Source organism: Polyangiaceae bacterium, assembly GCA_016715885.1.
In the GTDB taxonomy this organism is placed as follows: domain Bacteria; phylum Myxococcota_A; class Polyangia; order Polyangiales; family Polyangiaceae; genus Polyangium.
Genome location: JADJXL010000016.1, coordinates 230,229 through 253,880, shown reverse-complemented (window position 1 = coordinate 253,880; position 23,652 = coordinate 230,229). Strand labels below are relative to the sequence as shown.

The 23,652-nt window shown below is 59.6% G+C and carries 27 protein-coding genes; 18 read left to right on the top strand and 9 right to left on the bottom strand.

The genetic code is table 11. From position 1 onward, the window contains the following. The 6 genes from IPM54_18610 (at position 1) to IPM54_18585 (ending at position 5,885) form a co-directional block, all read left to right on the top strand. Positions 1-954 (top strand): PEGA domain-containing protein, encoded by a 954-nt coding sequence (locus IPM54_18610; GenBank protein ID MBK9261800.1) that lies wholly within the window; start codon positions 1-3, stop codon positions 952-954. A gap of 67 nt (positions 955-1,021) precedes the next feature. After that, positions 1,022-2,581 carry a hypothetical protein gene (locus IPM54_18605; protein MBK9261799.1) on the top strand — a complete coding sequence of 520 codons (1,560 nt, stop codon included), beginning with the start codon at positions 1,022-1,024 and terminating at the stop codon, positions 2,579-2,581. Between the two features lie 75 nt (positions 2,582-2,656). Continuing rightward, a complete protein-coding gene (locus IPM54_18600; GenBank protein MBK9261798.1) occupies positions 2,657-3,157 on the top strand; it encodes a hypothetical protein in 501 nt (166 codons plus the stop codon). An 18-nt stretch (positions 3,158-3,175) separates the two neighbouring features. Continuing rightward, positions 3,176-4,378, top strand: coding sequence for an FIST C-terminal domain-containing protein (locus tag IPM54_18595; GenBank protein MBK9261797.1), 1,203 nt, complete (start codon positions 3,176-3,178; stop codon positions 4,376-4,378). Positions 4,379-4,390: 12 nt separating this feature from the next. Continuing rightward, positions 4,391-4,693 (top strand): antibiotic biosynthesis monooxygenase, encoded by a 303-nt coding sequence (locus IPM54_18590; protein MBK9261796.1) that lies wholly within the window; start codon positions 4,391-4,393, stop codon positions 4,691-4,693. A gap of 7 nt (positions 4,694-4,700) precedes the next feature. Then, entirely contained in the window at positions 4,701-5,885 is a 1,185-nt protein-coding gene (locus IPM54_18585; protein MBK9261795.1) for an iron-containing alcohol dehydrogenase, read from the top strand. Here the strand turns inward: IPM54_18585 and IPM54_18580 are convergent. Further along, complete coding sequence (locus IPM54_18580) at positions 5,877-6,926, bottom strand: agmatinase family protein (GenBank protein ID MBK9261794.1); 1,050 nt, start codon at positions 6,924-6,926, stop codon at positions 5,877-5,879. The two genes, IPM54_18585 and IPM54_18580, sit on opposite strands and share 9 nt — an antisense overlap. A gap of 93 nt (positions 6,927-7,019) precedes the next feature. Between IPM54_18580 and IPM54_18575 the strand changes: the two genes are divergently transcribed. Next, positions 7,020-8,045 carry a hypothetical protein gene (locus IPM54_18575; GenBank protein ID MBK9261793.1) on the top strand — a complete coding sequence of 342 codons (1,026 nt, stop codon included), beginning with the start codon at positions 7,020-7,022 and terminating at the stop codon, positions 8,043-8,045. A gap of 12 nt (positions 8,046-8,057) precedes the next feature. On the opposite strand, the gene IPM54_18570 is transcribed toward IPM54_18575, so the two are convergent. Genes IPM54_18570 through IPM54_18560 form a run of 3 tightly spaced genes read right to left on the bottom strand, consistent with a single transcriptional unit; the run spans position 8,058 to position 11,359 of the window. Continuing rightward, a complete protein-coding gene (locus tag IPM54_18570) occupies positions 8,058-8,996 on the bottom strand; it encodes a penicillin-insensitive murein endopeptidase (GenBank protein ID MBK9261792.1) in 939 nt (312 codons plus the stop codon). A gap of 12 nt (positions 8,997-9,008) precedes the next feature. Continuing rightward, the gene (locus IPM54_18565) at positions 9,009-9,749 is read right to left on the bottom strand and encodes an SDR family NAD(P)-dependent oxidoreductase (protein MBK9261791.1); all 741 of its coding nucleotides are present in this window, start codon (positions 9,747-9,749) and stop codon (positions 9,009-9,011) included. Next, positions 9,746-11,359, bottom strand: coding sequence for a radical SAM protein (locus IPM54_18560; protein MBK9261790.1), 1,614 nt, complete (start codon positions 11,357-11,359; stop codon positions 9,746-9,748). Before IPM54_18560 ends, IPM54_18565 begins: the two co-directional genes overlap by 4 nt. Positions 11,360-11,562: 203 nt before the next feature. Here IPM54_18560 and fabZ point away from each other — a divergent pair, with 203 nt between their 5' ends. From fabZ to IPM54_18525, 7 genes are read left to right on the top strand one after another with little or no spacing between them, the layout of a single operon-like run. Continuing rightward, the gene (gene fabZ, locus IPM54_18555) at positions 11,563-12,030 is read left to right on the top strand and encodes a 3-hydroxyacyl-ACP dehydratase FabZ (GenBank protein MBK9261789.1); all 468 of its coding nucleotides are present in this window, start codon (positions 11,563-11,565) and stop codon (positions 12,028-12,030) included. 8 nt (positions 12,031-12,038) lie between these two features. Further along, a complete protein-coding gene (locus tag IPM54_18550) occupies positions 12,039-13,229 on the top strand; it encodes a beta-ketoacyl-[acyl-carrier-protein] synthase family protein (protein ID MBK9261788.1) in 1,191 nt (396 codons plus the stop codon). Beyond that, positions 13,220-14,287 carry a hypothetical protein gene (locus IPM54_18545; GenBank protein MBK9261787.1) on the top strand — a complete coding sequence of 356 codons (1,068 nt, stop codon included), beginning with the start codon at positions 13,220-13,222 and terminating at the stop codon, positions 14,285-14,287. Before IPM54_18550 ends, IPM54_18545 begins: the two co-directional genes overlap by 10 nt. Beyond that, positions 14,284-15,561 (top strand): beta-ketoacyl-[acyl-carrier-protein] synthase family protein, encoded by a 1,278-nt coding sequence (locus IPM54_18540; GenBank protein MBK9261786.1) that lies wholly within the window; start codon positions 14,284-14,286, stop codon positions 15,559-15,561. Before IPM54_18545 ends, IPM54_18540 begins: the two co-directional genes overlap by 4 nt. Next, positions 15,558-16,751, top strand: coding sequence for a hypothetical protein (locus tag IPM54_18535; protein ID MBK9261785.1), 1,194 nt, complete (start codon positions 15,558-15,560; stop codon positions 16,749-16,751). Before IPM54_18540 ends, IPM54_18535 begins: the two co-directional genes overlap by 4 nt. Then, on the top strand, positions 16,748-17,497 hold the full coding sequence (locus tag IPM54_18530) for an SDR family oxidoreductase (GenBank protein ID MBK9261784.1): 750 nt from the start codon (positions 16,748-16,750) through the stop codon (positions 17,495-17,497). The genes IPM54_18535 and IPM54_18530 overlap by 4 nt, the downstream gene beginning before the upstream one ends. Then, positions 17,494-18,162: a nitroreductase family protein gene (locus tag IPM54_18525; GenBank protein MBK9261783.1), complete on the top strand. Its 669-nt coding sequence runs from the start codon at positions 17,494-17,496 to the stop codon at positions 18,160-18,162. The genes IPM54_18530 and IPM54_18525 overlap by 4 nt, the downstream gene beginning before the upstream one ends. Here IPM54_18525 and IPM54_18520 read toward each other — a convergent pair. The 5 genes from IPM54_18520 to IPM54_18500 are packed head-to-tail and all read right to left on the bottom strand — an operon-like array spanning position 18,159 to position 20,934. Further along, positions 18,159-19,163: a PAS domain-containing protein gene (locus IPM54_18520; GenBank protein ID MBK9261782.1), complete on the bottom strand. Its 1,005-nt coding sequence runs from the start codon at positions 19,161-19,163 to the stop codon at positions 18,159-18,161. The genes IPM54_18525 and IPM54_18520 overlap by 4 nt on opposite strands. Further along, entirely contained in the window at positions 19,164-19,544 is a 381-nt protein-coding gene (locus IPM54_18515; GenBank protein ID MBK9261781.1) for a hypothetical protein, read from the bottom strand. Positions 19,545-19,556: 12 nt separating this feature from the next. After that, positions 19,557-20,210, bottom strand: coding sequence for a hypothetical protein (locus IPM54_18510; protein ID MBK9261780.1), 654 nt, complete (start codon positions 20,208-20,210; stop codon positions 19,557-19,559). Beyond that, on the bottom strand, positions 20,210-20,728 hold the full coding sequence (locus IPM54_18505) for a hypothetical protein (GenBank protein MBK9261779.1): 519 nt from the start codon (positions 20,726-20,728) through the stop codon (positions 20,210-20,212). Before IPM54_18505 ends, IPM54_18510 begins: the two co-directional genes overlap by 1 nt. Further along, complete coding sequence (locus IPM54_18500) at positions 20,728-20,934, bottom strand: hypothetical protein (protein ID MBK9261778.1); 207 nt, start codon at positions 20,932-20,934, stop codon at positions 20,728-20,730. Before IPM54_18500 ends, IPM54_18505 begins: the two co-directional genes overlap by 1 nt. A 266-nt stretch (positions 20,935-21,200) precedes the next feature. Between IPM54_18500 and IPM54_18495 the strand changes: the two genes are divergently transcribed. The 4 genes from IPM54_18495 (at position 21,201) to IPM54_18480 (ending at position 23,628) form a co-directional block, all read left to right on the top strand. After that, a complete protein-coding gene (locus IPM54_18495) occupies positions 21,201-22,562 on the top strand; it encodes a M20/M25/M40 family metallo-hydrolase (protein ID MBK9261777.1) in 1,362 nt (453 codons plus the stop codon). Between the two features lie 61 nt (positions 22,563-22,623). After that, positions 22,624-23,028 (top strand): hypothetical protein, encoded by a 405-nt coding sequence (locus tag IPM54_18490; protein ID MBK9261776.1) that lies wholly within the window; start codon positions 22,624-22,626, stop codon positions 23,026-23,028. A 27-nt stretch (positions 23,029-23,055) separates the two neighbouring features. Next, positions 23,056-23,280: a redoxin domain-containing protein gene (locus IPM54_18485; GenBank protein ID MBK9261775.1), complete on the top strand. Its 225-nt coding sequence runs from the start codon at positions 23,056-23,058 to the stop codon at positions 23,278-23,280. Between the two features lie 27 nt (positions 23,281-23,307). Continuing rightward, a complete protein-coding gene (locus IPM54_18480; GenBank protein MBK9261774.1) occupies positions 23,308-23,628 on the top strand; it encodes a redoxin domain-containing protein in 321 nt (106 codons plus the stop codon). The last annotated feature ends 24 nt before the right edge of the window (positions 23,629-23,652 follow it).

Below are 23,652 nucleotides of genomic sequence, written 5' to 3'. Positions count from 1 at the left end.
ATGCGACAACGCGCGTTCATCGCAGCAGCGCTCGTGGCGATGTCGTTTGGCACGTCAGCACGTGCCGACGACACGGCGCGCGCCAAAGAGCTCTACGAGATGGGCAACAAGCTCTACGACGAGCAAAAGTGGGCCGAAGCGGAAGCGGCGTATCAATCTGCGTGGAATCTCCGTCAGAGCCATGATCTGGCGGGCAACCTCGGTGCTGTCGAGATGCAGCTCGGCCAGTATCGTGACGCTGCCGAGCATCTTTCGTACGCGTACGATGGTTTCCCTGCCGGGGGAAAACCCGAAGTGCGCGCGGCGCTCGCCAAGAGCATCGAAGAAGCGAAGCAACACATTGGCGTGCTTCGCATCAAGACGAACGTCATTGGCGCGAGGCTCTATGTCGATGGCAAACTCGTCGGACAATCGCCGCTCGAAAAAGGGGTCTTCGTCGACGTAGGTCAGCGCGTCATCGAAGGGCGCATGGATGGTCACGACGATGTGCTGCGCACGGTCGTCGTTGCCAAGGGCTCGACGCAGGATCTCGATCTGCAGCTCGTGCCCAAAGTCGGCGGCGCGAGCGCGGGCGGCAATGCGAAGCGCACGGTGATCATTGCGGTCGGCGCAGGTCTCGCCGCAGCGGGGCTTGGAGTGGGCATTGGATTTTGGGCGGCTGGTTCAGGCAAGACGTCGGATGCGGAGGGCATTCGCGGAGGTCTGAAGGTGGGAGATTGCCCCGGAACGACGCCTGAAATCATTGCCAAGTGCACGTCGTTGAAATCCACGCTCGAAGACCACGACACGTACGTGAACGTGGGCACGGGGATGTTCGTGACGGGTCTGATCCTCGGTGCAGGCACGGTCGGATACGCGGTGATGACGAGGAAGAAGTCGAGCACGATGGGGTTCGAAATGACTCCGGTCGTCGCACCGACCTTTGCCGGTGTATCCTTGTCGGGTCGGTTCTGAACGACTCACTTCCGCTGCAAGATCAATTTGGACACGAGCTTGTTGCTTGCCAATAAGGAGGCTTCTCATGCGCAATTTGCAAAAAACGTTGGCGCTGTTCGGAATGATGGTGACCGGGAGCATTGCGCAACTGGCTGGCTGCGCAAACGATGCACAAGATTGCACGTTGAATTATGAAGCATGCTCCACGAGTGGCAGCAGCAGCAGCAGCGGCGTGATCCCACCGCCACCCGAGTGTGCTGCTTTACCAAGCGAGAAGCCCGAGGTAATTCGCGACACGTGCGCATATTTCGTTGGTGGTGCCAAAGCGAGCGACGATGGTGATGGCAATGAATTGACTCCGCTGAAATCGCTGCAGAAGGCCGTCGAGCTTGCAGCAGCGGACAAAACGGGTCGTTCGCGCGTGTATGTGTGTGGAAGCGTCTCGGAACGAATCGAGATGACGGCAGGTGTTTCGGTGTTTGGCGGATTCGATTGTGCCGGCGACGAATGGCAATACGATCCGAATCAGCGCGCTACCATTGCGCCGGCTGCGCCCCTTGCCGATGCCGAGTTTCAGGCGTCGGTGCGTATTCGCGGCAATGGTACGACGAACATTGAAGATGTGAACATCGAAGCTGCAGCAGCGGTGATTGACGGAGGTTCGTCGATTGCCGTCATCGTCGATCAGGCGACGGTCCATTTCGCTCGAGCAAACCTGACGGCTGGCGATGCGAAGGGTGGGGCGACGGGAGCGACGCCGAGCGACGACATCGGGCCGGACAATGCAGACGACATGGCGATCAAAGGCAACAATGGCGCGACGGCATGCATGGGCGGAGGTTCGGGTAATCCCGGCGGTGCCGCCAAGTCGAATTCGTCATGTGCTGAAACGGTGGGGGGCAAAGGCGGCAACGGTCAGGACCTGATCGCAGCCAATGCGGGTGATCCAGGATTACCGATGGTCATTGGTTTTGGCGACGGAGGAGCGGGCGAAGATGCCATGCAATGCAAGCCCGGCGACGACGGAGCGTATGGCGAAAATGGTGCGGACGCCACGGGCGCGACCGGCATCGGCGAAATCAGCGCCACGGGATACATTGGAATGGACGGAGCAACCGGCACCAAAGGCACGGCTGGTCAAGGCGGCGGTGGCGGGGGTGGTGCCAAAGGGAAAACCAATTGTAATGGTGCCAGCGGCGGCAGCGGCGGAGCTGGAGGGTGTGGAGGAAACGGTGGTTTTGGCGGCCGATTTGGCGGATCGAGCATCGCCATCGTTTTGCTAGAAGGTGCGGTGCCGAAATTCGACAGTGTAACGATTGCAACCGGCAATGGCGGCGCGGGCGGGCCGGGTGGAATTGGCCAATTCGGAGCTGTTGGTGGCAATCCTGGTACCGGCGGGTCGGGCAACATGGGCACGAAGGCAGCGTGTAATGGTGGCCGTGGTGGTCAAGGTGGAAACGGTGGTCAAGGAGGAGGAGGGCTTGGTGGTCACTCCATCGGCATTGCCTACAAAAAGGGAGCCACAGCTCCCGACACCGCGGGTGCCGACATCCAAACCGGCACGGCGGGCAATGGCGGCGCCGGCGCAGATGCGGCTGGCAACGGCGGAAACGGTGTCAAGGACAACACGCACGAGTTGAATTGACGTAGCCCCGCAACCCGACACGTCCGTGCGACATTTGATATGGACACGCGCAAGTGATCATGGAATAACCGCCGCGTGTCGAATTTCCGCCAACCTCCGACCGGTCCAACCTCTGGGTCGGAGTCTTCGCCCGAAATAGAATCGAGCTTTCCTGCGGAATCCGTTCGGTATGGATCCTACAAGCCGGCGGCCGGTGCGCTCCATGATATCGCGCCCACGTCGACGCGCGCCGAAAGACCACCGGGTTACCCGCAACGAATCTCTTCTCTTCCACCTCCCACTTCGTCGGCATTTCGAGCGCCCGCTCCTGCCGCCAACAGCACCGCAGGACAGCCGCAACGATGCGGCAAGGGAGGCATTTACCAGGCCGTACGACTCCTCGAGAGAAAACACGGAGCATTTTTCATTTCTCGCCTCATTCTCGCGTCTGGAATCAACCTGCGCGGCTTCGATGCCAGCACGTACGACGATCCGGTCGCGGTAAACAAATTCATCAAGACATTACGAACCATGCTTTCCCCATCCGATATGGCAGGCCTTTTGTCTCAAGCCCCATCACTCATCCACATGAAGTAGAAAAACGAGGGAGGAACCGTGAGTTTTTTCATGACGAGCGCTGGATACAGCGCTGCCGAAGATGCCTCGAGCGGTGTGCAAGAAGCCATTGCTGCGGCCAAAGAAGGTCTTTCTGGGAATGCACCGAAACTGTGCATTCTTGCCGCCACGATGGATCACGACGCGGCCCAAATTCACAAAGCGGTTCGAACTGCTTTGCCCGGTGTACCCATTCATGGAGCGACCACGTCGCTCGGCGTCCTCGGCCGCTCGGGTGTCGTCATGGGTTCGAACGGCGGCATTGGCGTGCTTCTTTTCGCATCGAGCGACGATGCGGCGTTTGCCACGGGCAGCGCTGATTTCGCGGATGGCCCGAAAGCCGCCGGTCACAAAGCTGCCGCGCAAATCGTCGCCAATGGTCCTTCCGGAAAAACCCCACGACTGCTCTTCATCGCCGCCACGCCCGGGAAAGAAGAACAAGTCCTCGAGGGCATCCACGAAGTATTGCCAGGCGTGCCCATATTCGGTGGCAGCGCCGCCGACCACGCGATTCAGGGCGACTGGAGCATTTTCACGAGCAGCGATACCAAACGCGAAGGCGTGACGCTCGCCGCCATCTTTGGCGACGACATTCGCGTCGGCGCTGCCATCGAAGGTCCTTATGAACCGACGGCCAACAAGGCGCGCGTGACGTCCGCCAATGGCCGCACCGTCAAAGCGCTCGACAATCGCCCCGCAACGGAAGTCCTCCATGCATGGATTGGCGACGCCATTTCCGACCAAGTGCGCGAAGGTGGCAATCTCCTCATGCAAACCGCGCTCAATCCCATCGGTATTGCCCGAGGCGGCCGCGAAGACAAACCATTTCACGTGCTCCTTCACCCAGCTCACGCCCACCCCGAAGGCAACATCGATCTTTTCGCCGAAGCCCCCGAAGGCTCGACCGTATGCCTCATGTCCGGCACCGGCGACAGCCTCGTCGGTATCGTCGACCGCCTCGTCGATCGCTGCCTCGATACATCGAAGCTCGGCGTCCAAGACGCTCGCGGCGCATTTTTGATCTATTGTGCCGGATGCGCCGGAGCGCTCGGAAATCGCATCGACGAAGTCCTCTCGCGCCTATCGTCGCGCCTTCCCAATGTGCCGCTGCTCGGGTTCTGCACGTTCGGCGAACAAGGCCACGTGCCCGAAATCGGCAATGTCCACACCAACCTGTCGGTAGCGCTCGTCGTCGTCGGATGATATAGGTGCCCCATGTACGTCGTCTGCGTCCGCATCCAAGTTTTGCCTGAACGCGTCGAAGAATTCATCGAAGCCACGAAAGGCAACTACGAAGGAACTCGCACCGAACCGGGCAACGTCCGTTTCGATGTCCTTCGCGGCGCAGACGACCCGTACCGGTTTTTCCTGTACGAAGTTTATCGTGACGAAACCGACTTCAAAGCGCACCAGCAAACCCCGCACTATCTGAAATGGCGAGAAACCGTGGCGCCGATGATGGCCGTGCCGCGCATTGGCGAAAAATACGCCAATCTCTTCCCGGATCCCTGGGGCTGAATTCGCCGTGCAGTTCTCATTTCGGACCACTCCCGAAATTCTGTTTGGCGCAGGCACGCTCGCCGAAGCCCCCGCCATCGTCGCTCGCACCGGTAAACGTTGCTTGCTCGTCACGGGAAAACACTCGCTCGCGCGCTCCGGACACCTGCAAAAGCTGGAAGCAGCCCTGGAAGCACGTGGCGTCGCATTCGGGCACTTCACGGTCGACGGCGAACCGGACATCGCCGTCGCCGACGACAGCGCACGATTCGCTCGCGAAGGCGGCTACGACGTCGTCCTTGCCGTCGGCGGAGGCAGCGTCATCGACGCCGCCAAAGCCGCCGCTGCGCTTGCCACGAACGACGGCGTCGCCATGGATTACATCGAAGCCGTCGGCGCCGGCCGCTCCATCGACAAAGTCCCCCTACCCCTCATTGCAGTCCCGACGACAGCCGGAAGCGGCTCCGAAGTAACCAAAAACAGCGTTCTCCGTATCCCCGACTTACAGGTAAAACGAAGCATCCGCAGCGATCTCATGATTCCGCGCGTAGCGATCATCGATCCGGCCCTCATTGCAACGACACCTCGTTCGGTCGCAGCATCCTCGGGTCTCGATGCTCTCACGCACCTCATCGAGGCATATCTTTCCAAAGGTGCGCAGCCCATGACCGATGCGCTCGTGGTTCCGGGCATTTCAATGGCATATCGCGCGCTCGTATTGCTCGCACGTGGCCAAGCGAATGGTGAATCGCATGCGTCGATGGCATTGGCAGCGCTATGGGGAGGCATTGCGCTTGCCAATGCGGGGCTCGGTGCAGTCCATGGTCTCGTCGCGCCGCTCGGTGGGCTTTGCTCGGTGCCGCATGGAGCTGGTTGCGGCTGTTTGCTTCCGGCTACATTTGCGGCCAATGTGCATGCGCTTCGCTCGCGTGCACCGAATGGCCCGGCCCTTGCACGAGCCGACGAGGTGGCGCGAATCATCGTTCCGGAAAATGAAGCCGATCGCAGCCCTGAACGAGCCGCCATGGCGCTCGATGAATTGCGTCATGCTCTCGCCGTGCCGCCGCTCGCCGATTATGGAGTTACCGAAAAGGACCTTGCCGGCATCATTGCGGGCTCGCGAGCTGGCAGTATGCGGCACAATCCCATCGAATTGACCGACGAAGAGCTCGACGGCATATTGCGCAAATCACTCGCGCAGTCATCACAGTAATTTCGCTTTGCCTTGACTCGCCAGCGTAAACCCGATCAATTTGTAAAGCAGCCTCGCGCCCACGTTTCCGTCCCATTCGTCGCCTTCGGGTCCCGGCGCCACTTCGTTCAAATCGAATCCGACGATGGTTTTTCCGGCGCGCACCACTTCGCCCATGACGAACACCGCTTCGGCATAATCGATTCCTCCGGGCACGGGCGTACCCGTATGCGGGCAAAAGCGCGGATCGAGCCCATCGATGTCGAACGAGATCCACACGTCGTTCGGAAGAGCTGCTACCATTTCTCGAGCAATCGACGCGAATGATTCTCCCATCATCTTTCGCCGAGATATCGTGCGATCGAAAAACACGCTCACGCGGTCGCCCTGGCTCTTGCAGTATTCGATTTCGTCTTCGCACACGTCTCGAATACCCACTTGCACCAATTTTTTGACGTTGGCCACCCGCTCGAGCACGTTGTGCATGATCGATGCGTGCGAAAACGTAAAACCTTCGTACGCTTGCCGAGTATCCGAATGAGCGTCGAAATGCAAAACGCCGATTCCGTTCGGTCGACTTTGCGCCACGACTTCGATGGCTCCAAGAGGCACGGAATGGTCGCCTCCAACGATTCCCACGATTTTGCCCGCGCGGAGCAATCGTTCGGTCTCGGCGTGCACGAACGCATTGAGTTTGCCGCTCAATTCATTGACACGAGCGAGCGCTGCCGCAGCATCGGGGCCGTCCACGACGCCTCCCGCATCGATGATGACGCTCGCCAATTTACGGCCTTCTTCGTTCCAGCTCCCCACGCGTTCGTCTTCGGGCAACATGAAAATCCCAGGAAGGTAGGGTTTTTCCACGTCGAGGTCGTACAGATCGACTTGGCGGCTCGCTTCTAAAATCGCACGAGGCCCGTGGGCCGTTCCTCCACCGTACGATGTCGTCACTTCCCAAGGAACGGGCACGAGCACCACGGTCGCATCGGATTCGGTGAACGGCAAACCATAGATGCCGGAATCGACGGCGGCCGGCGCGTTGGGATCGAACGAGGTGTTCATGGCGCGGGGCGTATAGCACGCGCAGTCGCAGATGTCTCGACGCACGTTCACCGAACGCCTTGGCCTGGCATCGGAATGAAGTAGAATCGATGAATGATCACCCAACGCCTTCTGCTCAAAGTCATCGCATCCGTCCTTCTCTTGCCTGCCGCAATCATTTCCGCCTGTACCCCCGAAGAACGCCAATACGGCAGCGGCGGTTCGAGCAGCTCGAGCAGTTCGAGCTCCGGTGGAATGCAGTGCGCATCCGACACCGACTGCGGCGCGAGCAGCGAGTGTCAAACGTTTGCCTGCGTCAACGGCCAGTGCAACGTCACGTTCACGTCGATGGGGACTCCCGTCGCCGTCCAAGAAATCGGCGATTGCCAAAGCAACGTTTGCGATGGCAAAGGTTACATCGTGAAGGTCGAGGATCTTGCCGATCCTACGGACGACGGTATTACCTGCACGCTCGATGCATGCGTCGGAACCGAAACGCAACACGGATTTCTCGCAGCGGGAACGGCGTGCAACGGTTCTCAATACTGCGACGGATTCGGCATGTGCGTCGAATGTCTCGAGGGTTCTCATTGCGCGAGCAGCATTTGCTCGGGAGGATTTTGTGCAACGGCCGAATGCACCGACACGGTCAAAAATGGGATCGAAACGGACGTCGATTGCGGCGGACTTCAATGCCCCAGGTGTTCGGCGGGCGCGACGTGCACGGTTGACCAGGATTGCAAGAGCCTGATTTGCAGCGGCGGAATTTGCACCGAGGCTACGTGCGAAGATGCCGTGATGAATGGGCAAGAAACGGATATCGATTGCGGCGGACCCGATTGCAAGCCGTGCCCGACGGGGAAGGTATGCAATGCCGGGCTGGACTGCACCAGCAAGGTATGTAAAGGAAACATTTGCCAAGATCCGTCGTGCAACGACCAAGTCAAGAACGGCTACGAGACCGATGTCGATTGTGGTGGCGGCGTGCCGTGCACCAAGTGCTCCCTTGGACAATCGTGCTACGTTGGGAAAGATTGTTTGAGCGGCAACTGCTGCGTGCCCGAATTCGGAATGCTTGGAACCTGTCTCGTTTATGGCGAAACGTGCGCGCTCCGAGTGCGTAGCGAGATATCACAATGACGAGCGCCGCGACTACTTGCGTCTCGTTTTCCGAATGCGCGGCAGCATTGGCTTGATGCGCTCCCCGAGCGCTACCGCATCCGGATCCCGAAATCGCACGTGAAAGTGCGTCATGTGTCCCCATGCATGCCGAATGGCCGTGTCCCTTTTCGTAGGGTTTTGAAACCATTCCTCGGTCGGTTGCTCTTCTTTCGGTAATGTCGCGACATACGCTTTGACGACGCGCTGCACCGTCAGGTCCATGAATATCGTATCGACGTTGCCGCCTTCGATGAAAGCTCGCACGAGCGCCCACGTGCGCGGGAGATCCAAGTTTTTGGCTGTCGCTTTTTCATACCAACGAGCATTCGTACGGTAAAAATAACCTACGTCCACATCGAGCCCCGATTGATGACTCGCATGCGGCCTGAGCCAGCCACCTTTTTCCCGCGAAATATCCCCGACATAAAGCTTTGGCGTATCGGAAAAACATCGCCGAACCTCACGCACGGCGCGCTCGACGGACCGGATGACGAGCTCCGTTCCCCACGCATACCCACCTGCGTGCTCGATTCCGTCGGACTCCTTCAATTCGACACCCCCGAACAGCGATCCGCGCGTCGGTTTGCCGACCGACGCCGAACCGAGCGCCTCGGGATTTTCTTGAAGAGCTCGGAATAGCTCTGCATTCGATTGCGGTATTTCTCGACGCGGTAGTTCGATTTTTGGTTCCGGTGGGCACCGCGTAGGTTTTTCCGGTACAGGTTCGGCACTTGGAACTGCACTCGCAGGCGGCGCCAATTGTTCCGCCACCACGGGTGCCGCGGATGTTTGCATAACGGTGGAGCTTGCACTCGGCGTGGGTGGTGAAGCTTTTGGCAATGAAGTGCCACTTCGCCAAACGGCAAGAAACGAGCCTACGCCTACGAAAACGACGACCGTGCTCAGAAGTCCAAAACGCGCAGGTTTCACGACGCCACGCTGCTACACCGCGCCATCGACGAGAATCGTCGCTCCATTCACGTACGAGCTCCGATCCGACACCAAGAACGCCGCCACTTCGGCCGCTTCTTGAAACGTTCCCAATCGGCCGAGCGCCGTGTGGCGAATGTATTCGTCGAGCCGTCCTTTTGGCAAATTCACGCTCACGCCGCCTTCGAGAACGCCCGGGGCCAAATTGTTCACCGTAATGCCATAGCGCCCGATTTCTTTGGCCAGCGATTCGGTAAAACCCTTGATGGCAGCTTTTGCCGTCGAATAATGCACCGGCGCCTGCATCATTTTCACGCCCGCCAGCGACCCGATGTTCAGAATGCGCCCGCGCTTCAACCGCACCATCCCGCGCAATACCGCACGCGTCGTCAAAAACGTCCCTTTCACGTTCGTATCGAGCACCCGGTCCCAGTCTTCTTCCTCCATCAGCGCGAGCGGCACGACGTCGCTCACGCCCGCATTGTTCACCAAAATGTCGATCGTTCCGATGTTTTTTTCCATCGTCCGCACGAGGTCATCGAGCCCCTGTTTGTCGAGAACGCTCGTACGGAAAGAAAAACCCTGTACGCCGTGCGATTGAATTTCAGCGAGCGTCTCCTGCGCTTCGGCTTCGGATTTGGTCCAATTGAATGCCACGTGCGCGCCTTCGCGAGCGAGCGTGGTCGCAATGGCGCGCCCGAGCCCTTTGGAACCGCCGGTGACGAGTGCGATGTGTCCTTCGCAAAGCTTCATGGATTCACGATGGACAGGCGGGTCGTGCCGTTTTCCTTGACCCAGGGCTTTTTGCCCCACGAAGGCGTCGTCGTGCCCGCGCCTTTCGCTGCGCCTCGATGGAACATATTGAATCCGCAAGCGGGCATGATGCGCCCATCGGTCTGCGGATAATGGTGACAACACTTTCGTAGCCGCTCCAAATCGAAATCGTGCCGATCCATGTAATGGTGCAAAAAGATCGACTTGGCTTGCTGTTCACCAATCAGCAAACTCTCCTTTTCCGTGAGCGGTCTGTCCGGGAACATCACGCGAATCGTACGCTTGAGCGCCGCGAGAATTTCCGTGCCGCGATCGATTTCGTCTTGATGGGCGTACACCTCGTAAAGCACGTCTTGGAGCGTCTTTTCCATTTCGGGCGTCGCCGGAAGCGTCGCGCTCGAACGCAAGAGCGATCCGTGTTTCGTGAAGTCCACGAACCTCGAAAACGGAATGAATGAGCCGTCTTCGAGTCGCAAAAGGTAGGTGAGGGAAACACATTGCGGATGCGAGCACGGCAAGGGGAAAAAGTCGCTCGTTCGCAGTTTGCCCGCCGTTTGCTCTTCGACGCGCCGCACGACGCCGGGAATGGTCAATCGATCCATGGGATCGTGCACGAACACGCCGCCTCCTTGGCCCGTGTATGCCGCCGGCTGGAAATTCAGCGACAAGAAGTGATCCTCCGAAAGAAACAGCTCGACCACCCGGCCAATTTGATCGTCGTTCGCTCCGCGCGTCGCGACGAAAATAATTTGCGTCGGGATTTTGAATTCTTTTAGCGTCGCGAGCGCCGCTTCTTTTTCTTTGACCAAATCTTTTCCACGAATTTTCTCGTGGGTGTCCGCCGTGAAGCCATCGAGCTGGAGGCCCACGTACGCGCCGCTTTCTTTGAGCGCTCGGGCAAACTCGCGATCTTTACCGAGACGAATGCCGTTCGTAATCACCACGACGCGGCCAATCTCCGGACGACTCGCAATACGCACCAGGTCCAAAATCTTCGGATGACTCGTCGGCTCGCCGCCCGAAAGAGCCACCGATTCGCATTGCCCCTCGTTTCGCACGAGCGTATCGATCATCTTCTCGAAGACGTCGAGCTCGATGTGGTTCGAATATTGATTGTCGACGATGCAGATTGGACATTCCAAATTGCAATGGTCGGTCACTTCGATGATCGGCAAACACGTATGCTGTTCGTGATCGTTGCACGTTCCGCAATCCGTCGGACAACCATGCTCGACCTTTGTCGCAAAGACGAGCGGTTCGGTGCCCGCCCGTGCAAAAGCATAAGCACGCACGTAATACTTCGCGTCTTCGCTCACCAGCGCTTCGGACGGGCCGCACGTCGTACAGTTTTTCTTGAAATACACCCGCCCGCCGCGAATGACCACCTTGGCCGGCAAAAGCGTCAAACACGTAGGACACGTCGATGTGGTTTCCTTGAATTCAACTTCGCCCTCGAACCCTTCAGGAACTTCCCCGCGCGCCAGAAATCGCTCGACATAACTCGTCGCCGTTCCGTCGAGCGTTTGCTCGGACGGTCCGCACGTCGAACAAAGGAGGAGCCGCACGGGTTTGTCATCCCGTAACACCACCCGTCCCTCATGCTCTGCGCCGCAAGATGGGCACGCCGCGCGTTCATGGTGGAAAAACGTATGCGGTCGGTCTTGTCGAATCGGAGTGGCACAGCTAACGCAATCCATCGCGGCATTCTCCTCGGGCGAGGTGCAATCTTCTGCCGAATGGGATCGGTCGTCAATTCGGTTGAGGCGCGAATCTGTTATCCTTGCGCGCACTCGTGCGTTACGTCCTTCTCGATCGAATCACTCGCCTCGAACCGCCGAAGTTTGCGGCGGGAATCAAGTGCGTTTCCTTGTCGGACGATATTTTCGCCGACCACTTTCCGGGTCATCCCATCATGCCTGGAGCCCTCATCGTGGAATCGCTCGCACAACTTTGCGGCGTGCTCCTCGAAGCTGCTCGACGTCTGGAAGGACAAACCAACGTGCATGCGCTGCTCACGATGGTCGATCGTGCGCGGTTTCGTCGCGTCGTACGCCCCGGCGACAAACTCGACCTCGCGGCCGAGATGATCGTTGCGCGTGAAGATGGTGGACAAGTCAAGGGGACGGCGAGTGTCGATGGTGCGGTCGTTGCTACGGCGGAGCTCGGGTTTGCCCTGGCTCCCGTGACGCACCCTGTCTTGCTTGCGCGACGCAAAGAATACCTCGACATCTGGCTCTCCGGCTCGGCGGCGGAACATTGATGCGGCACGTGTTCGTTCGCGGTGTTGGGGTCGTCAGCCCACTTGGACAAACCTGGCCCGAGGCGCGCGATGCACTCGAGTTGGGCAAGACGGCCGTTGCTCCCGTGACTTCGTTTGACGTCGAAGGATATCCATCGCGCGTCGCTGCATGCGTTCCTTGGCCGGTCGACGATGCTCGAGATCGACGCCTCGCGCTCGCTCGTCGTGCAGCCGATGAAGCTTGGCAGAGCGCGCGCATCGATGCGCCCTCATCGCGGATCGGCGTTTTCATCGGTGCCGAGAGTGGTCGCGCAACGTACGAGACCATCTTTGCACTATCTCGTGCTGCAGGCGGCGGCTCGCGATTCGATCACGCTCGGTTTGGTCAAGACGCACGGCACCTTGCGGCATCCATTCAGAGCGACACGGTGTCACCAGCAGCCGTTGCATCGGCTCTTGCGGGCAAGATTGGCGCGCACGGTCCCGTAGAGACGATCTCGCTTGCATGTGCGTCCGGAGCTGCGGCGATTGTCGAAGCGACGCGTGCGATCCGTCTCGGCGTGTGCGACATCGCGCTTGCAGGAGGCGTTGGTGCCGACGTCGATCCGTTCATGCTCGTAGGATTCGGTTTGCTCGGCGCGCTCAGCGCGCGTGGCGTATCGTGCCCATTCGACGTGCGTCGTGACGGGTTTGTCGTGGGCGAAGGAGCGGCGATGGTCGTGTTGAGTGCCGAACGAGGCGATGCATCCGTTGAAGTAGCTGGTGTTGCTCGGTCACTCGATGCGCATCACCTCACCGCACCGGATCCTGCCGGTGATGGAGCCGCTCGCGCGATGCGCGGCGCGCTCGACGATGCGCACGTTGATGCGGTCGAGTACGTGCAAGCGCATGGCACGAGCACACCGCTGAACGATGCCGTCGAAGCGGCGGCGATTTCGCAAGCTCTTGGATCTGCCCTCGCAAACGCGCACGTCGGCGCAGTCAAGGGCGCGCTCGGACACTGGATTGCAGGTGCGGGCGCCATCGGTTTCGTGTGCGGGTACGAGGCAGTTTTGTCAGGGATTTGCCTACCCACAGCAGGGCTCGTAGAACCGGATCGTGCGACATGGTTGCCACACATCATGGGTCGGGGGATTCGTAAGAACGTGAGTGCGGCGCTCGTCAACGCCTTCGCATTCGGTGGAGCGAATGCGAGCATCGTGGTGACTCGGTGCAGCTAACGACCGATGTGTTCGTCGTGGCCGTGTCGACGTTGACCCACGTCGGCATGCTGGGCATCGAGCTCGGAAAGCACATTTTGCGGGGCGATCTTCCCGCGCCATCGCCGATCGACGTTCCCGTTCCTTCACGACCGGAAGACATTCGCCAACGCAAGCTCATGTCACGTGCTGCATGGATGTCGGCGCTCGTGATGCGTGATGCGCTGCGCGGCGCGGGCTCTTGGGACAAACGCGAGGAAATCGGCGCGTTTTTTGGCGTAGGTGCATCGGGCGCCGAGATGGACGACGTCGCGCGACTCGTCTCCGCGAGCATCGACGAGCAGAAGAAGTTTTCGCTCGCTCGCTGCGGCAAGGAGGGGCTCGATGCCTGCAATCCCCTCTTTGCCTTCCAGATCATGAACAACTTCACGCTTTGCCACGGCGCGATCCTCGAAGGTTTGGCGGGACCGAACGCCGCGTTTTTCTCCCGCGGCGTCGGCACCGTGACGGCGCTCGAAGAAGCTTGCCTTGCGATCGTCGAAGGCGATTGCGAGCGTGCCCTTGCCGGCGGCGCGGACACTGCAACGCACCCGGTCACGCTTGCCGAGCTCGAGCGCGAAGGCTTTTTGCGCGATGGCCTCGTTGCCGTCGACGGTGCGGCCGCACTCGCGCTTGCACGCGAAGCGGAAGATCCTCTTGGTCGAGTGGAATCCATTTGGGTTTGTCCCGTAGAACGCCCACGCGATGCGCTCGTGCCCCGCGCAGGCATGTTGCGGGATGCTGCCGTGCTCACGGCGGCCGATGCGCTTGCCGAGCGACCGTGTGATCTGCTCGTGCTCGCGCCTTGGGGCACGCCCGCGCGCGAAGCGATGATGGACTTGCCCGAAGCTTTGGCGGTCAAACAGTCGATTGACTTGACGAACCTCCTCGGCGAATCGCTAGCGGCATCGCCCGCAATCGCGTGGGCGGCTGCGCTTGGAATGCTCGTCGAAACGGGCAACACGCGTGCGCTCGTCCTTTCGGCAGGACCGGACGGAGATCTCGGGGCAGTCGTGCTCACGCGAGGGGGGACGCGATGAGCGACCGGCGCGCAGTCATTACGGGCGTTGGCGCCGTTTCGGCCTTTGGTGTGGGGTTCGGTGCGCTCGAAAAGGGCTTGCTTGGTGGACGCAGCGCCATTGGCCCCATTCGTAATTTCGATGCTTCAACGTTTCCCACACGTGTCGCGGGCGAGGTCCCGATTGTCCAGACAAACGCGGCGTTCATCACGGAGCACCTCGACGTTTTTCTGCGTTCGGGTGAAGCCGAAAAATGGGAACGTTCGGGACTCCTGCGAGATAGAAAGGTTTGTTTTGGCCTCGCGGCAGCAACCGAGGCATTTCAAAATGCGGGCTCCACTGCCGAAGAACGGCGCGCTGCCTTGTCGCTCGGTCTTGGGCTCGAGCAAGCGTTTCTGGACGACGTCGCAGCCGAATACGACGGCGAGCGAATTCGAATTGGCCCGGGCGCGATGGCAGGCGGGGAAGGCATTCGGTATCGGTCTCGCGTGGATTTGTGCGCGCAGAAAATACGCAGTGTATTGCGTTTGTCGGGACGCGTTGCCGTGCATGTATCCGCATGTGCCGCGGGAGGCATGGCCGTCGCACATGCGGCATCCATGATCGAGCGCGGGCAAGCCGACGTCGTTTTATGCGGAGCAGCCGATTCGATGGTCAATCCACTCGGCGTGGGCGGCATGTCGCGTCTTTCGGCGCCATCTCCGCGCGCAGAATCATCCGCGTGCCGTCCCTTCGATCGGCGTCGAGATGGCCTCGTGATTGGCGAAGGCGCCGCCATCTTCGTCGTCGAAGAGGAAACGCGCGCCCGCTCGCGTGGCGCAACACTGCTCGCGCGTATTCTCGGATGGGCTTCGACGCAAGACGCGTATCGAGCCACGGCCCCTCGCCCGGATGGTTCGCGCGCCAAAGCGGCCATGCAGCAAGCCGTGCGTCGTGCCAAACTCACTCCAGCCGACATCGGATACATCAATGCCCACGGTACGGGCACTCCCCTCAACGACGTCGCCGAAGCGAAGGCCATTCGAGAATTATTTGGTGGCGTACCCGTGAGCTCGATCAAGGGTGCCGTCGGACATCTCATGGCCGCGGCCGGAGCCATTGAATTGGCCGCTTGCCTTTTGCCCTTCACGCACGACGTCCTTCCGGGAACTGCCCATTTCGAGCAACCCGACCCGGAATGTCCCATCGACGTCATCGGCCGAACGCCACGAATCGCCCGCGTCGATTATGTCCTCTCGAATTCATTCGGTTTTGGCGGGCAAAATGTCAGTGTAATCCTCGGGAGGGTGGAATGACCGAGCGGCCACTTCGCATGGCCGTGACGGGTTTTTCGCTTCGCACGCCCCTCGGGGACGATGTCGATGCCATCATGAAGCGAATGCTCGCAGGCGATCGTGCTGCCGCGCCCAACGCAAGATTCGACGCACGCACGTACCCTTGCAAGCTCGCAGCAACGATTTCCACGGAACCGAAGCCCTCGAAACACCGGAAATTCGTCAAACGCATGGGGCTCTTCGGCATCGAGGTCGGAACCGAAGCATTCGCCCGCTCCAGCACGCCCGCACGTGGCGCGCGCCTCGGCTTGTTTTGCGGTTATGGCGGCCTTCGCGCCCATTGGGACGACCTCATGCCGGTGCTCGAGCGTCAAGACGGTTCGCCGCAGGCGAGCGGCGCATGGGCGAAAGGTTTTTCTTCATTGCACCCTTTTTGGATGCTGTTTCATTTGTCGAACAATGCCCACGCCCTGCTTTCGATAGGCATCGGCGCTACGGGCGATGGCACGACCACGGCGGGATCCAATGCTGGAGCGCAAGCGCTTCGAGCAGCCATTGCGGCGCTCGAAGTAGGCAGCGTCGATGCGGCCATCGTTTTTGCCTACGATTCTCTTGTCGAGCCGGAAACCATTTTGTCTTTGGGCGCATCGGGCGCCGCCACGCCCGAAGAAGCTCCGTCTGCGGTCATCGCGCCCTACGACGCACGTGCGACGGGGTTTGTCCCGAGTGAATCCGCAGCGGCCGTCGTGCTCGAGAGACCCGCGGATGCCGCCGGACGAACTGTCGGGTTCGTCTCGGCCGCCATAGCAGCCGACGGCAATGCTGGGTTCGCCGACGCATCCACACTTGCTCGAGCCCTTTCGACGTTAGCTCGCGGTGATACGATCGTGGATGGCGCTGGCCTTTCGCATCGAGAACGCGACGACGCCGAACGAGCCGTCATTGCGAACGTTCTTGGGGAAAGCGCCACGCTCGTGTCGACCACCGCCAATTTTGGACAAATGGGCGCGGCCACATCCGTCGTACAAACCATTTTGCTCACTCACCTTCTTGCAAAAGGCGTCCTCCCGCCCATTGCTGGCTTGACAACCCCTTCCGCGGGGCCTCTGCGCCCGCTCGTCGAAATGCACTCAACCCAATATCGATCGGCGATTGCGTTGTCGTGTGGCATGCCGGGTCTCGTCGGAGCAATTCGCGTGGAGGCACCATGAACACCTCGGGCAAGCGAGTCGCTATCGTCACCGGTGCAGCGCGAGGCATTGGTCGGGCCATCGCCGAAGTCTTGGCACGGCGCGGTTATTCGATTGCGGTGGTGTATCGCCAAAACGAGGATGCTGCGCAAAAAACCGCTTCCATCGTCGAATCGGCGGGCAGCGACGCCGTGCTCTTTCGCGCCGACGTATCGAATGAAAACGAAGTTGCCGAGCTCTTCGAACGGGTCGATGCGGACCTCGGATCCCTCGACGCGCTCGTCTGCAACGCGGGCGTTACCCGCGATAGCTTGCTCGCAGCAGCGACGAAAGACGAGTACGAACACCTCTTCGGCACGAACGTGCAAGGCGTCGTCCACTGCTGCCGAGAAGCATCTCGCCGATTCATTTCTCGACGCAAAGGCGTCATCGTCAACGTCTCGAGCGTCGCGGCAGCACGCCCCGGTCGTGGTCAAGCGCTTTATGCAGCGTCCAAAGGTGCCATCGAATCGCTATCCAAGGCGCTTGCGGTCGAGCTTGCTCCGCGTGGCATTCGCGTGAACGTCGTTTCCCCGGGGATCATTGAAACGGACATGACGGCGGAATTGCGCGCCGTCGCACCGGAGGAATTATTGCGACGCATTTCGTTGAAGCGAATTGGACGGCCGGAAGAAGTCGCCGCCGTCGTGGGATTTCTGGTATCCGATGAAGCGAGTTACGTCACGGGACAGGTGTGGAACGTGGACGGAGGATTCAAGCTGGAATGAGCACCGCGAAAGCCCCGAGTGGCCCTGAAATGCTCGAATGGCTCGAAACACGGAGATCTCGTCGTGTTTTCGAGGACAAACCCGTGGACAAAGAGATCCTCGCGAGACTTTTGCATGCGGCGGTGACGGCTCCATCGAACACCAATCGTCAACCGTGGCGATTTACCGTCGTGACCAAGCACAGCGTGCGTAAGCAGATTGCCAATGCGGTGCGTACACGCGCGGAGGAAATCAAAGCTATCATCAAACGCGGCCACCATGCGGACGATTTTGCCAATTATGGTGATTTCTTCCACGAGCCGCTGGACAACGCCGCTGCCATCGTGATTCCCCAATGGCGCGATTATCCCGACCTCATTGCGGATTTCATTGCGTCCGGCGGTGGAGATCCAGCGCAATGGCATACGGCTCGCAGCATGCAAGCCGAATTGTGTTCGACGTGTGCTGCGGTCATGGCTCTTTTGCTTCAAGCCCACGCCGAAGGAGTTGGCGCTTGCTGGATGGCCGGACCCATGATTGCAAAGCCTGAAATCGAGGCGATGCTCGGAATTCGTGAACCATTTCGCATGGTTGGGGCCATCGCTCTCGGTTGGCCCGAAGGCGCCACCCCGCCGTCACCAGGAAGAAAGCCCATCGAACGCGTCGTGCAATGGGTTGAAGACTAAGACGGACGCGCTGATTTCGCCTGCGATTTGGCTTTCGATCCGCTGTGTTGCAACCGTCCCAAACAATGCCTCAGCCCGAATTTGACATTGCGGAGCAGGCGCATGTGTTCGAATCGCACGTCGAGATCCAAAAGAGCCGTCGCCACGGCAGGGCGAATTCCCGTGAGAATGCATTCGGCGCCAACGAGCTCGACCGAGCGCACCAAATCCAATAAGTGCTGAGCGCTCTGGCTATCCATCGTATCGACGCCCGTCCAGTCCACGATGACGCATTGCACGCCGCGCGAAACGACCTCATCGAGCAGGCGCGACGTCATCTCTGCGCCACGCTGCGCGTCCACCGTACCAATGACCGGCAAAGCCAATACGTTGTCCCAAACTTCAATGATTGGTGTCGATAATTCTTTGACACCAGCCTCGAGCCTTTCAATGAGCACCCGTTTTTCTTCCACGGTTGCTGCAACGACTTCGTCGAGCTCGCGCACGAGCTCTTTATGCTCGGTAATGTCACGCGTCACCAAAACACATCCTCGTACGGATCCGTCTTGCTCGCAAATGGGTTGTGACGATTGAATGATCCACGTCGCTCGCTCCGGCGCCTCGAACGGACGCACGAGGCTTTCCATTCCGTCCACCGGATGCCCCTCTAGCGCACGTCGAATTGGATCTCGCTCCGGTGGAGCCTTCGTAACACCGTCCGGCAAGAATATTTCGCATGGCGGCGGTTCGTCAAAACATTCGAATGATCCACCGATGATGGATTTCATAGTGGCGTTGCACATATGAAAGTGACCCGCAATATCAGCCACCGCCACGCCCACAGGCATGGCCTCGAACGCAGCCCGCAAGAAATCACGCTCTTCCACGACACTGCGATGAATCCGCGCTTGCTCCTCGATTTGCTCGGTCAATTGGGCAACCCGAGCTTCGAGCACCACGGCTTTTGCTGCTAATTCGTTGACATCCACGCGATACTCCTCCGGCGTGATCCGGCGCGACATTCACACGGATCGCAGGAATTCGTCAAGCTTCGAAACAATCTCGACGACCACCTTTTTTTGCCAGTCGAGCTCTGTCGCAAGACGCGGAACGAAGACCGCGCGACCCGCATTGGGCGCTACCGTGAGTTGAAATTCATGCGGAACGTCGAGAACATAGAGTGCACCGCTTCCGCGAACGGATCCACGTGATACGAGGTAATCACGGAAAGCCGGAGGAAATGGTACCGAAGTCGTCCATTCGAATTGGTCGCGACGGATGCAAGCGTAACGTTGGGTTATTTGGACATCGCCGATGGCGAAAACGGCAATCGTATCGCCGTAACACAATGCGCCGCGGGTACTCGCAGCGTCGGAAGGCACATCGTCGTCGGAATTGTCCATGTGCCGCGAGGGCTAGTGGCGTTGCCGCTCGACGACGATTTCGCAGTGCGAATCACCCATTGCAAGGCAGCGGGTTTCTCGAGCGCGGAAGCTACGCGGATGGCCGAAGACTTCATGGTAGTAATCCTCGGTCAGCGCGGGCCTTTTCGTGATATCGCCCTGGTACAGCAAATTCATGAGACCTGCACCGCCACCGGCCGCCAAAAAACACCGCGGGTGCTTGGCCTTGCCATAACCTTCGAGCATGCCGACGGCTTCGTAACTATGCGCAATTTCGAGCACCAACCGCTCGTTCGGCACGAGCTCGGCGAGCCGATATCGTCCCCATCCGAGCGCATTGACGACGCCGATCATGCCTTTGGCCCAGTCTTCGCGCGTCGAAATCATGGGGCGCACGACCGCGTCCCATTCCACGGAAACCATGATGCCGCCGAACGTGTGAAATGCGCAAACGTGACCTGCTTCGGTCAACAGCGCAATGGCGTCCTCTTCGAGCTCGGGTAATTCTCGAATGAATGCACCGACCAAACCGAAGGAAATCCGATTGTAGTAATCGGCGAAATGCTTCGTGAGGTACAGGCCGAAAGCCGGGATCAATCCTTCTTCATTGCCGCGGAGCTCGAGCCCGGCGACGGCTTCGGTGACCGCGCGTTCGTCCATACCCATTACCACACCTCCACGACGAACGTGCATTGCTCTGCGCCGGCCGCGTAACACGCCGTTTCCGTCGCGACGACTCGCTCGGGCGCGAGATTCGATGCAATGGCGACGGCACCTGCGAGATACCCGGCGGGAAAGTAGCAACCAGGCGTTTGGCGAATGCCCCAGCGTGAACGCCATCCGATGGCATAATGCGACCGGGCAATGGTCGCCGTACCGCCCTGGTCATTCATTCGACTGATATCGATAGCACCAAAACCATGCTCGGCGAAGATACGCACGGCACGTTCGAGCGACTCACGCGGCGAAGCGGATGGCGCTTTCACTTCCAGCCCGCCAAGCAAATTACGGGCAGTTTCCATGCCTGCTGCTGCAAGCAACCGCGGCGCACGGGCCTTGAGACCATCCTCGATGGTGCGTTGAAGGAAGACATTGTAATGGTTGCAGTGCAGCACGACGCGCCTGCCACCAAGATCAATAATGCCCCGCTCAATATCGAATGCGGGGCCTATTTCCTTGCTCATCACGCTCCTTTGGGTTCCGGCTCACCAAGAATCGAGCGAGCGTGGAACCAAGCGCGCTGAACGACTTCGGGCTCGTCGGGCAACGTCATCGCATTGCGCGAAATGGCGCGCCCAACAAGCAAATTCAGCCTAGCGAGATCCACGACCGCCGTCCCTCTCGATTTCAGACGCACGTAGTCGACCACTTTCGCCAGCTCAATGCCCATCGCTTACCCCACCTGCTCTCGTATCATGTCACGTGCGGGCCACACGGATGTTGGCCGCATTGCGCCATTCAGTGATCCCTGAACCCGCAGTCGCGGATCGAGCACAATCTGAAAAGGGCTGCTCGACAACAACATCCTCTTCAGATTATTCCGATCCGAGTCAACCGTCAAGCGACATGTTGTAACTCGGTTCGGCAACTTGTGAAGGACTCGGGACGAAATAGCACATACTCAACGCTCGAAATATTGGTAGCATGCGCCCCACCATGACGACATCGTCCGAAGCTTCCGCAGACTTGGGCGCATATAGCGAGCTTGCCAATCACGCGATCCGCCTATGCCAAACGCTTCTTCGCATCGACACGACCAATCCCCCGGGCCGAGAACGAGCCGCCGCGGACGTCGTGGCCGATGAGCTCGATCGCGCCGGCTTGTCACCGAAACTCATCGAAAGCGCACCCGATCGGGCGAATGTCGTTGCGCGGCTCACGGGCACTGGCGAATTGCCGCCATTGCTTCTCACCGCACATCTCGACGTGGTCGAAGCGGATCCCGCCGTGTGGGCTCACCCCCCATTCTCGGGCGTCATCGCCGATGGTTGCTTGTGGGGTCGTGGGGCCATCGATATGAAAAACATGGCCGCGATGTCGATTGCCATCATGACTCGTCTCGCGCGAGAAAAACGCAAGCTCCGCAGGGACATCATTTTCGCAGCCGTCGCGGACGAAGAGGCGGGTTGTGATTACGGTTCACGGTTTCTCGTGGAGAATCACGCGGACCTCGTGCGAGCCGAATACGCCATTGGCGAAAGCGGCGGGTATACGCTCCATGTCGGAGGTGGCATTTTTTATCCCATTCAAGTCGCCGAAAAAGGGATTTGTTGGGTGCGTGCGCGCGTGACCGGTGAAGCCGGGCACGGCTCCATGCCTCGCGAAGACTCCGCCATCATCAAGCTCGCAGAAGCCATTGCAAGGCTTGGCGAAGATGGTTTGCCCGTGCACGTGACGCCTTATGTGCGCGATTTCGTAGAAGGGCTTGCATCACGAAAAGCCGGCCCGCTCACGCCGCTGCTGCTCAAGCTTTTGCACCCGAACGTAGCTCCTCATATTCTCCGCAAGCTTCCCGATCGCTCGATCGCACGCTCGTTCGCGGCGCTTTTATCGAATACTGCCTCTCCGACACTGCTTCGCGCCGGCGCAAAAATCAATGTCATTCCAGGGGTTGCCGAAATGGATATCGACGGACGAACCCTTCCCGGACAAACCGAAGACGACTTCTTGCGCGAACTGTCCGCGGTGCTAGGCCCTGGCATTTCTCTCGAAGTGCTCAAGTACATGCCCGCAACGACCACCGATCCCGTCGAATCTCCTCTATTCGACACCATCCGCAATGCAATCCTCGCAAGGGAACCCTCTGCCGCCGTCATCCCCTACATGATCCCCGGCTTTACCGACGCCAAGTACTTCACGAAGCTCGGAGCCAAGTGGTATGGGTTTTCCCCCGTCAAAATGCCCCCCGGATTGCGCTTTGCCGAACTGTTCCATGGCCGAGACGAACGCATTCCCGTCGATGGGCTCGCGTGGGGCACCGATTTGCTCTTCGATGTCGTCGAACGCTTTTGCACGTGACGAATTCCCTTGCCCCGAGCATTCTCGACATGCTCCAATGGAGCAGCGGAAACGAGGTCTCATGGTTCCCCCGCGTCTACGGTTCTGGTTCGTCGTGCACTTCGTCGCCGACATCTTCTTTGCCATTCCACTGATCCTCGCGCCCGAAATGCTCCTTCGGCCGCTCGGCTGGACCGTCGTCGATCCGGTCGTCAGTCGAGTCGTCGGCGCAGCGCTCGTTGGAATCGGAGGTGAATCGCTGCTGGGCCGCCACGCCGACCTCGCGAGTTTCCGAACGATGCTGCGCCTCAAGATTCTTTGGTCCGGCGCGACGATCGTGGGTCTCATCCTGTCGATCGGGCAAGGCGCTCCGTGGGGCGCTTGGCTATTTCTTGCAATCTTTCTATGCTTCTGCGGCCTTTGGATTTACTGGGCCGGGCGGCTTGGGCAAATCGCCGCGTCCACGAATGCATCCGCCAGTACGTAGGCAACCCGTTTCGATCAGGTACACACCATGCAAGCGAAATACTCGGTTATGCAATCTCGTCGCCTCTTTGTGCTCGCCACGTTCGTGGCGCTCGTCGGCGTGGCCTGTGTCAAAACGCGCGCACCGTCCGTCGCCACGAACGCGCCTGCACCCGCGTTTTCCCTGACCGACTCCGCGGGCAAACAGGTCTCGCTCGCAGACTTGACGGCCAACGGCCCGGCCGTCATTGCGTTTTACCGTGGATATTGGTGACCGTATTGTCGTGTCCAGCTCGGGCAGCTGGCAAATCTGTATCCGGTTCTTCAGAAGCGAGGTGTCGGAATCGCAGCGATCAGCGTCGATACTGCCGAAGATTCCGCCAAACTGGCGAAATCTCTCGAATTGCCCTATCCGCTGCTCGAGGACAAAGACTTGCGTGTGGCATTGCAATGGGGCGTGGCCATGGAAGGCCGAGACATCGCCGTTCCGGCGGTTTTCGTGGTCCTCCCGAACGGCACGATCTTTTGGAAAAAAGTGGGCGAAAATGTCGCCGACAGGCCCACGAACTCCCAAATCCTCGAAGTCACGGCCAAAGCCGTGGAAGCATCGAAACAGAAATGACCAGGGGGCTTGATGGACGCGCCG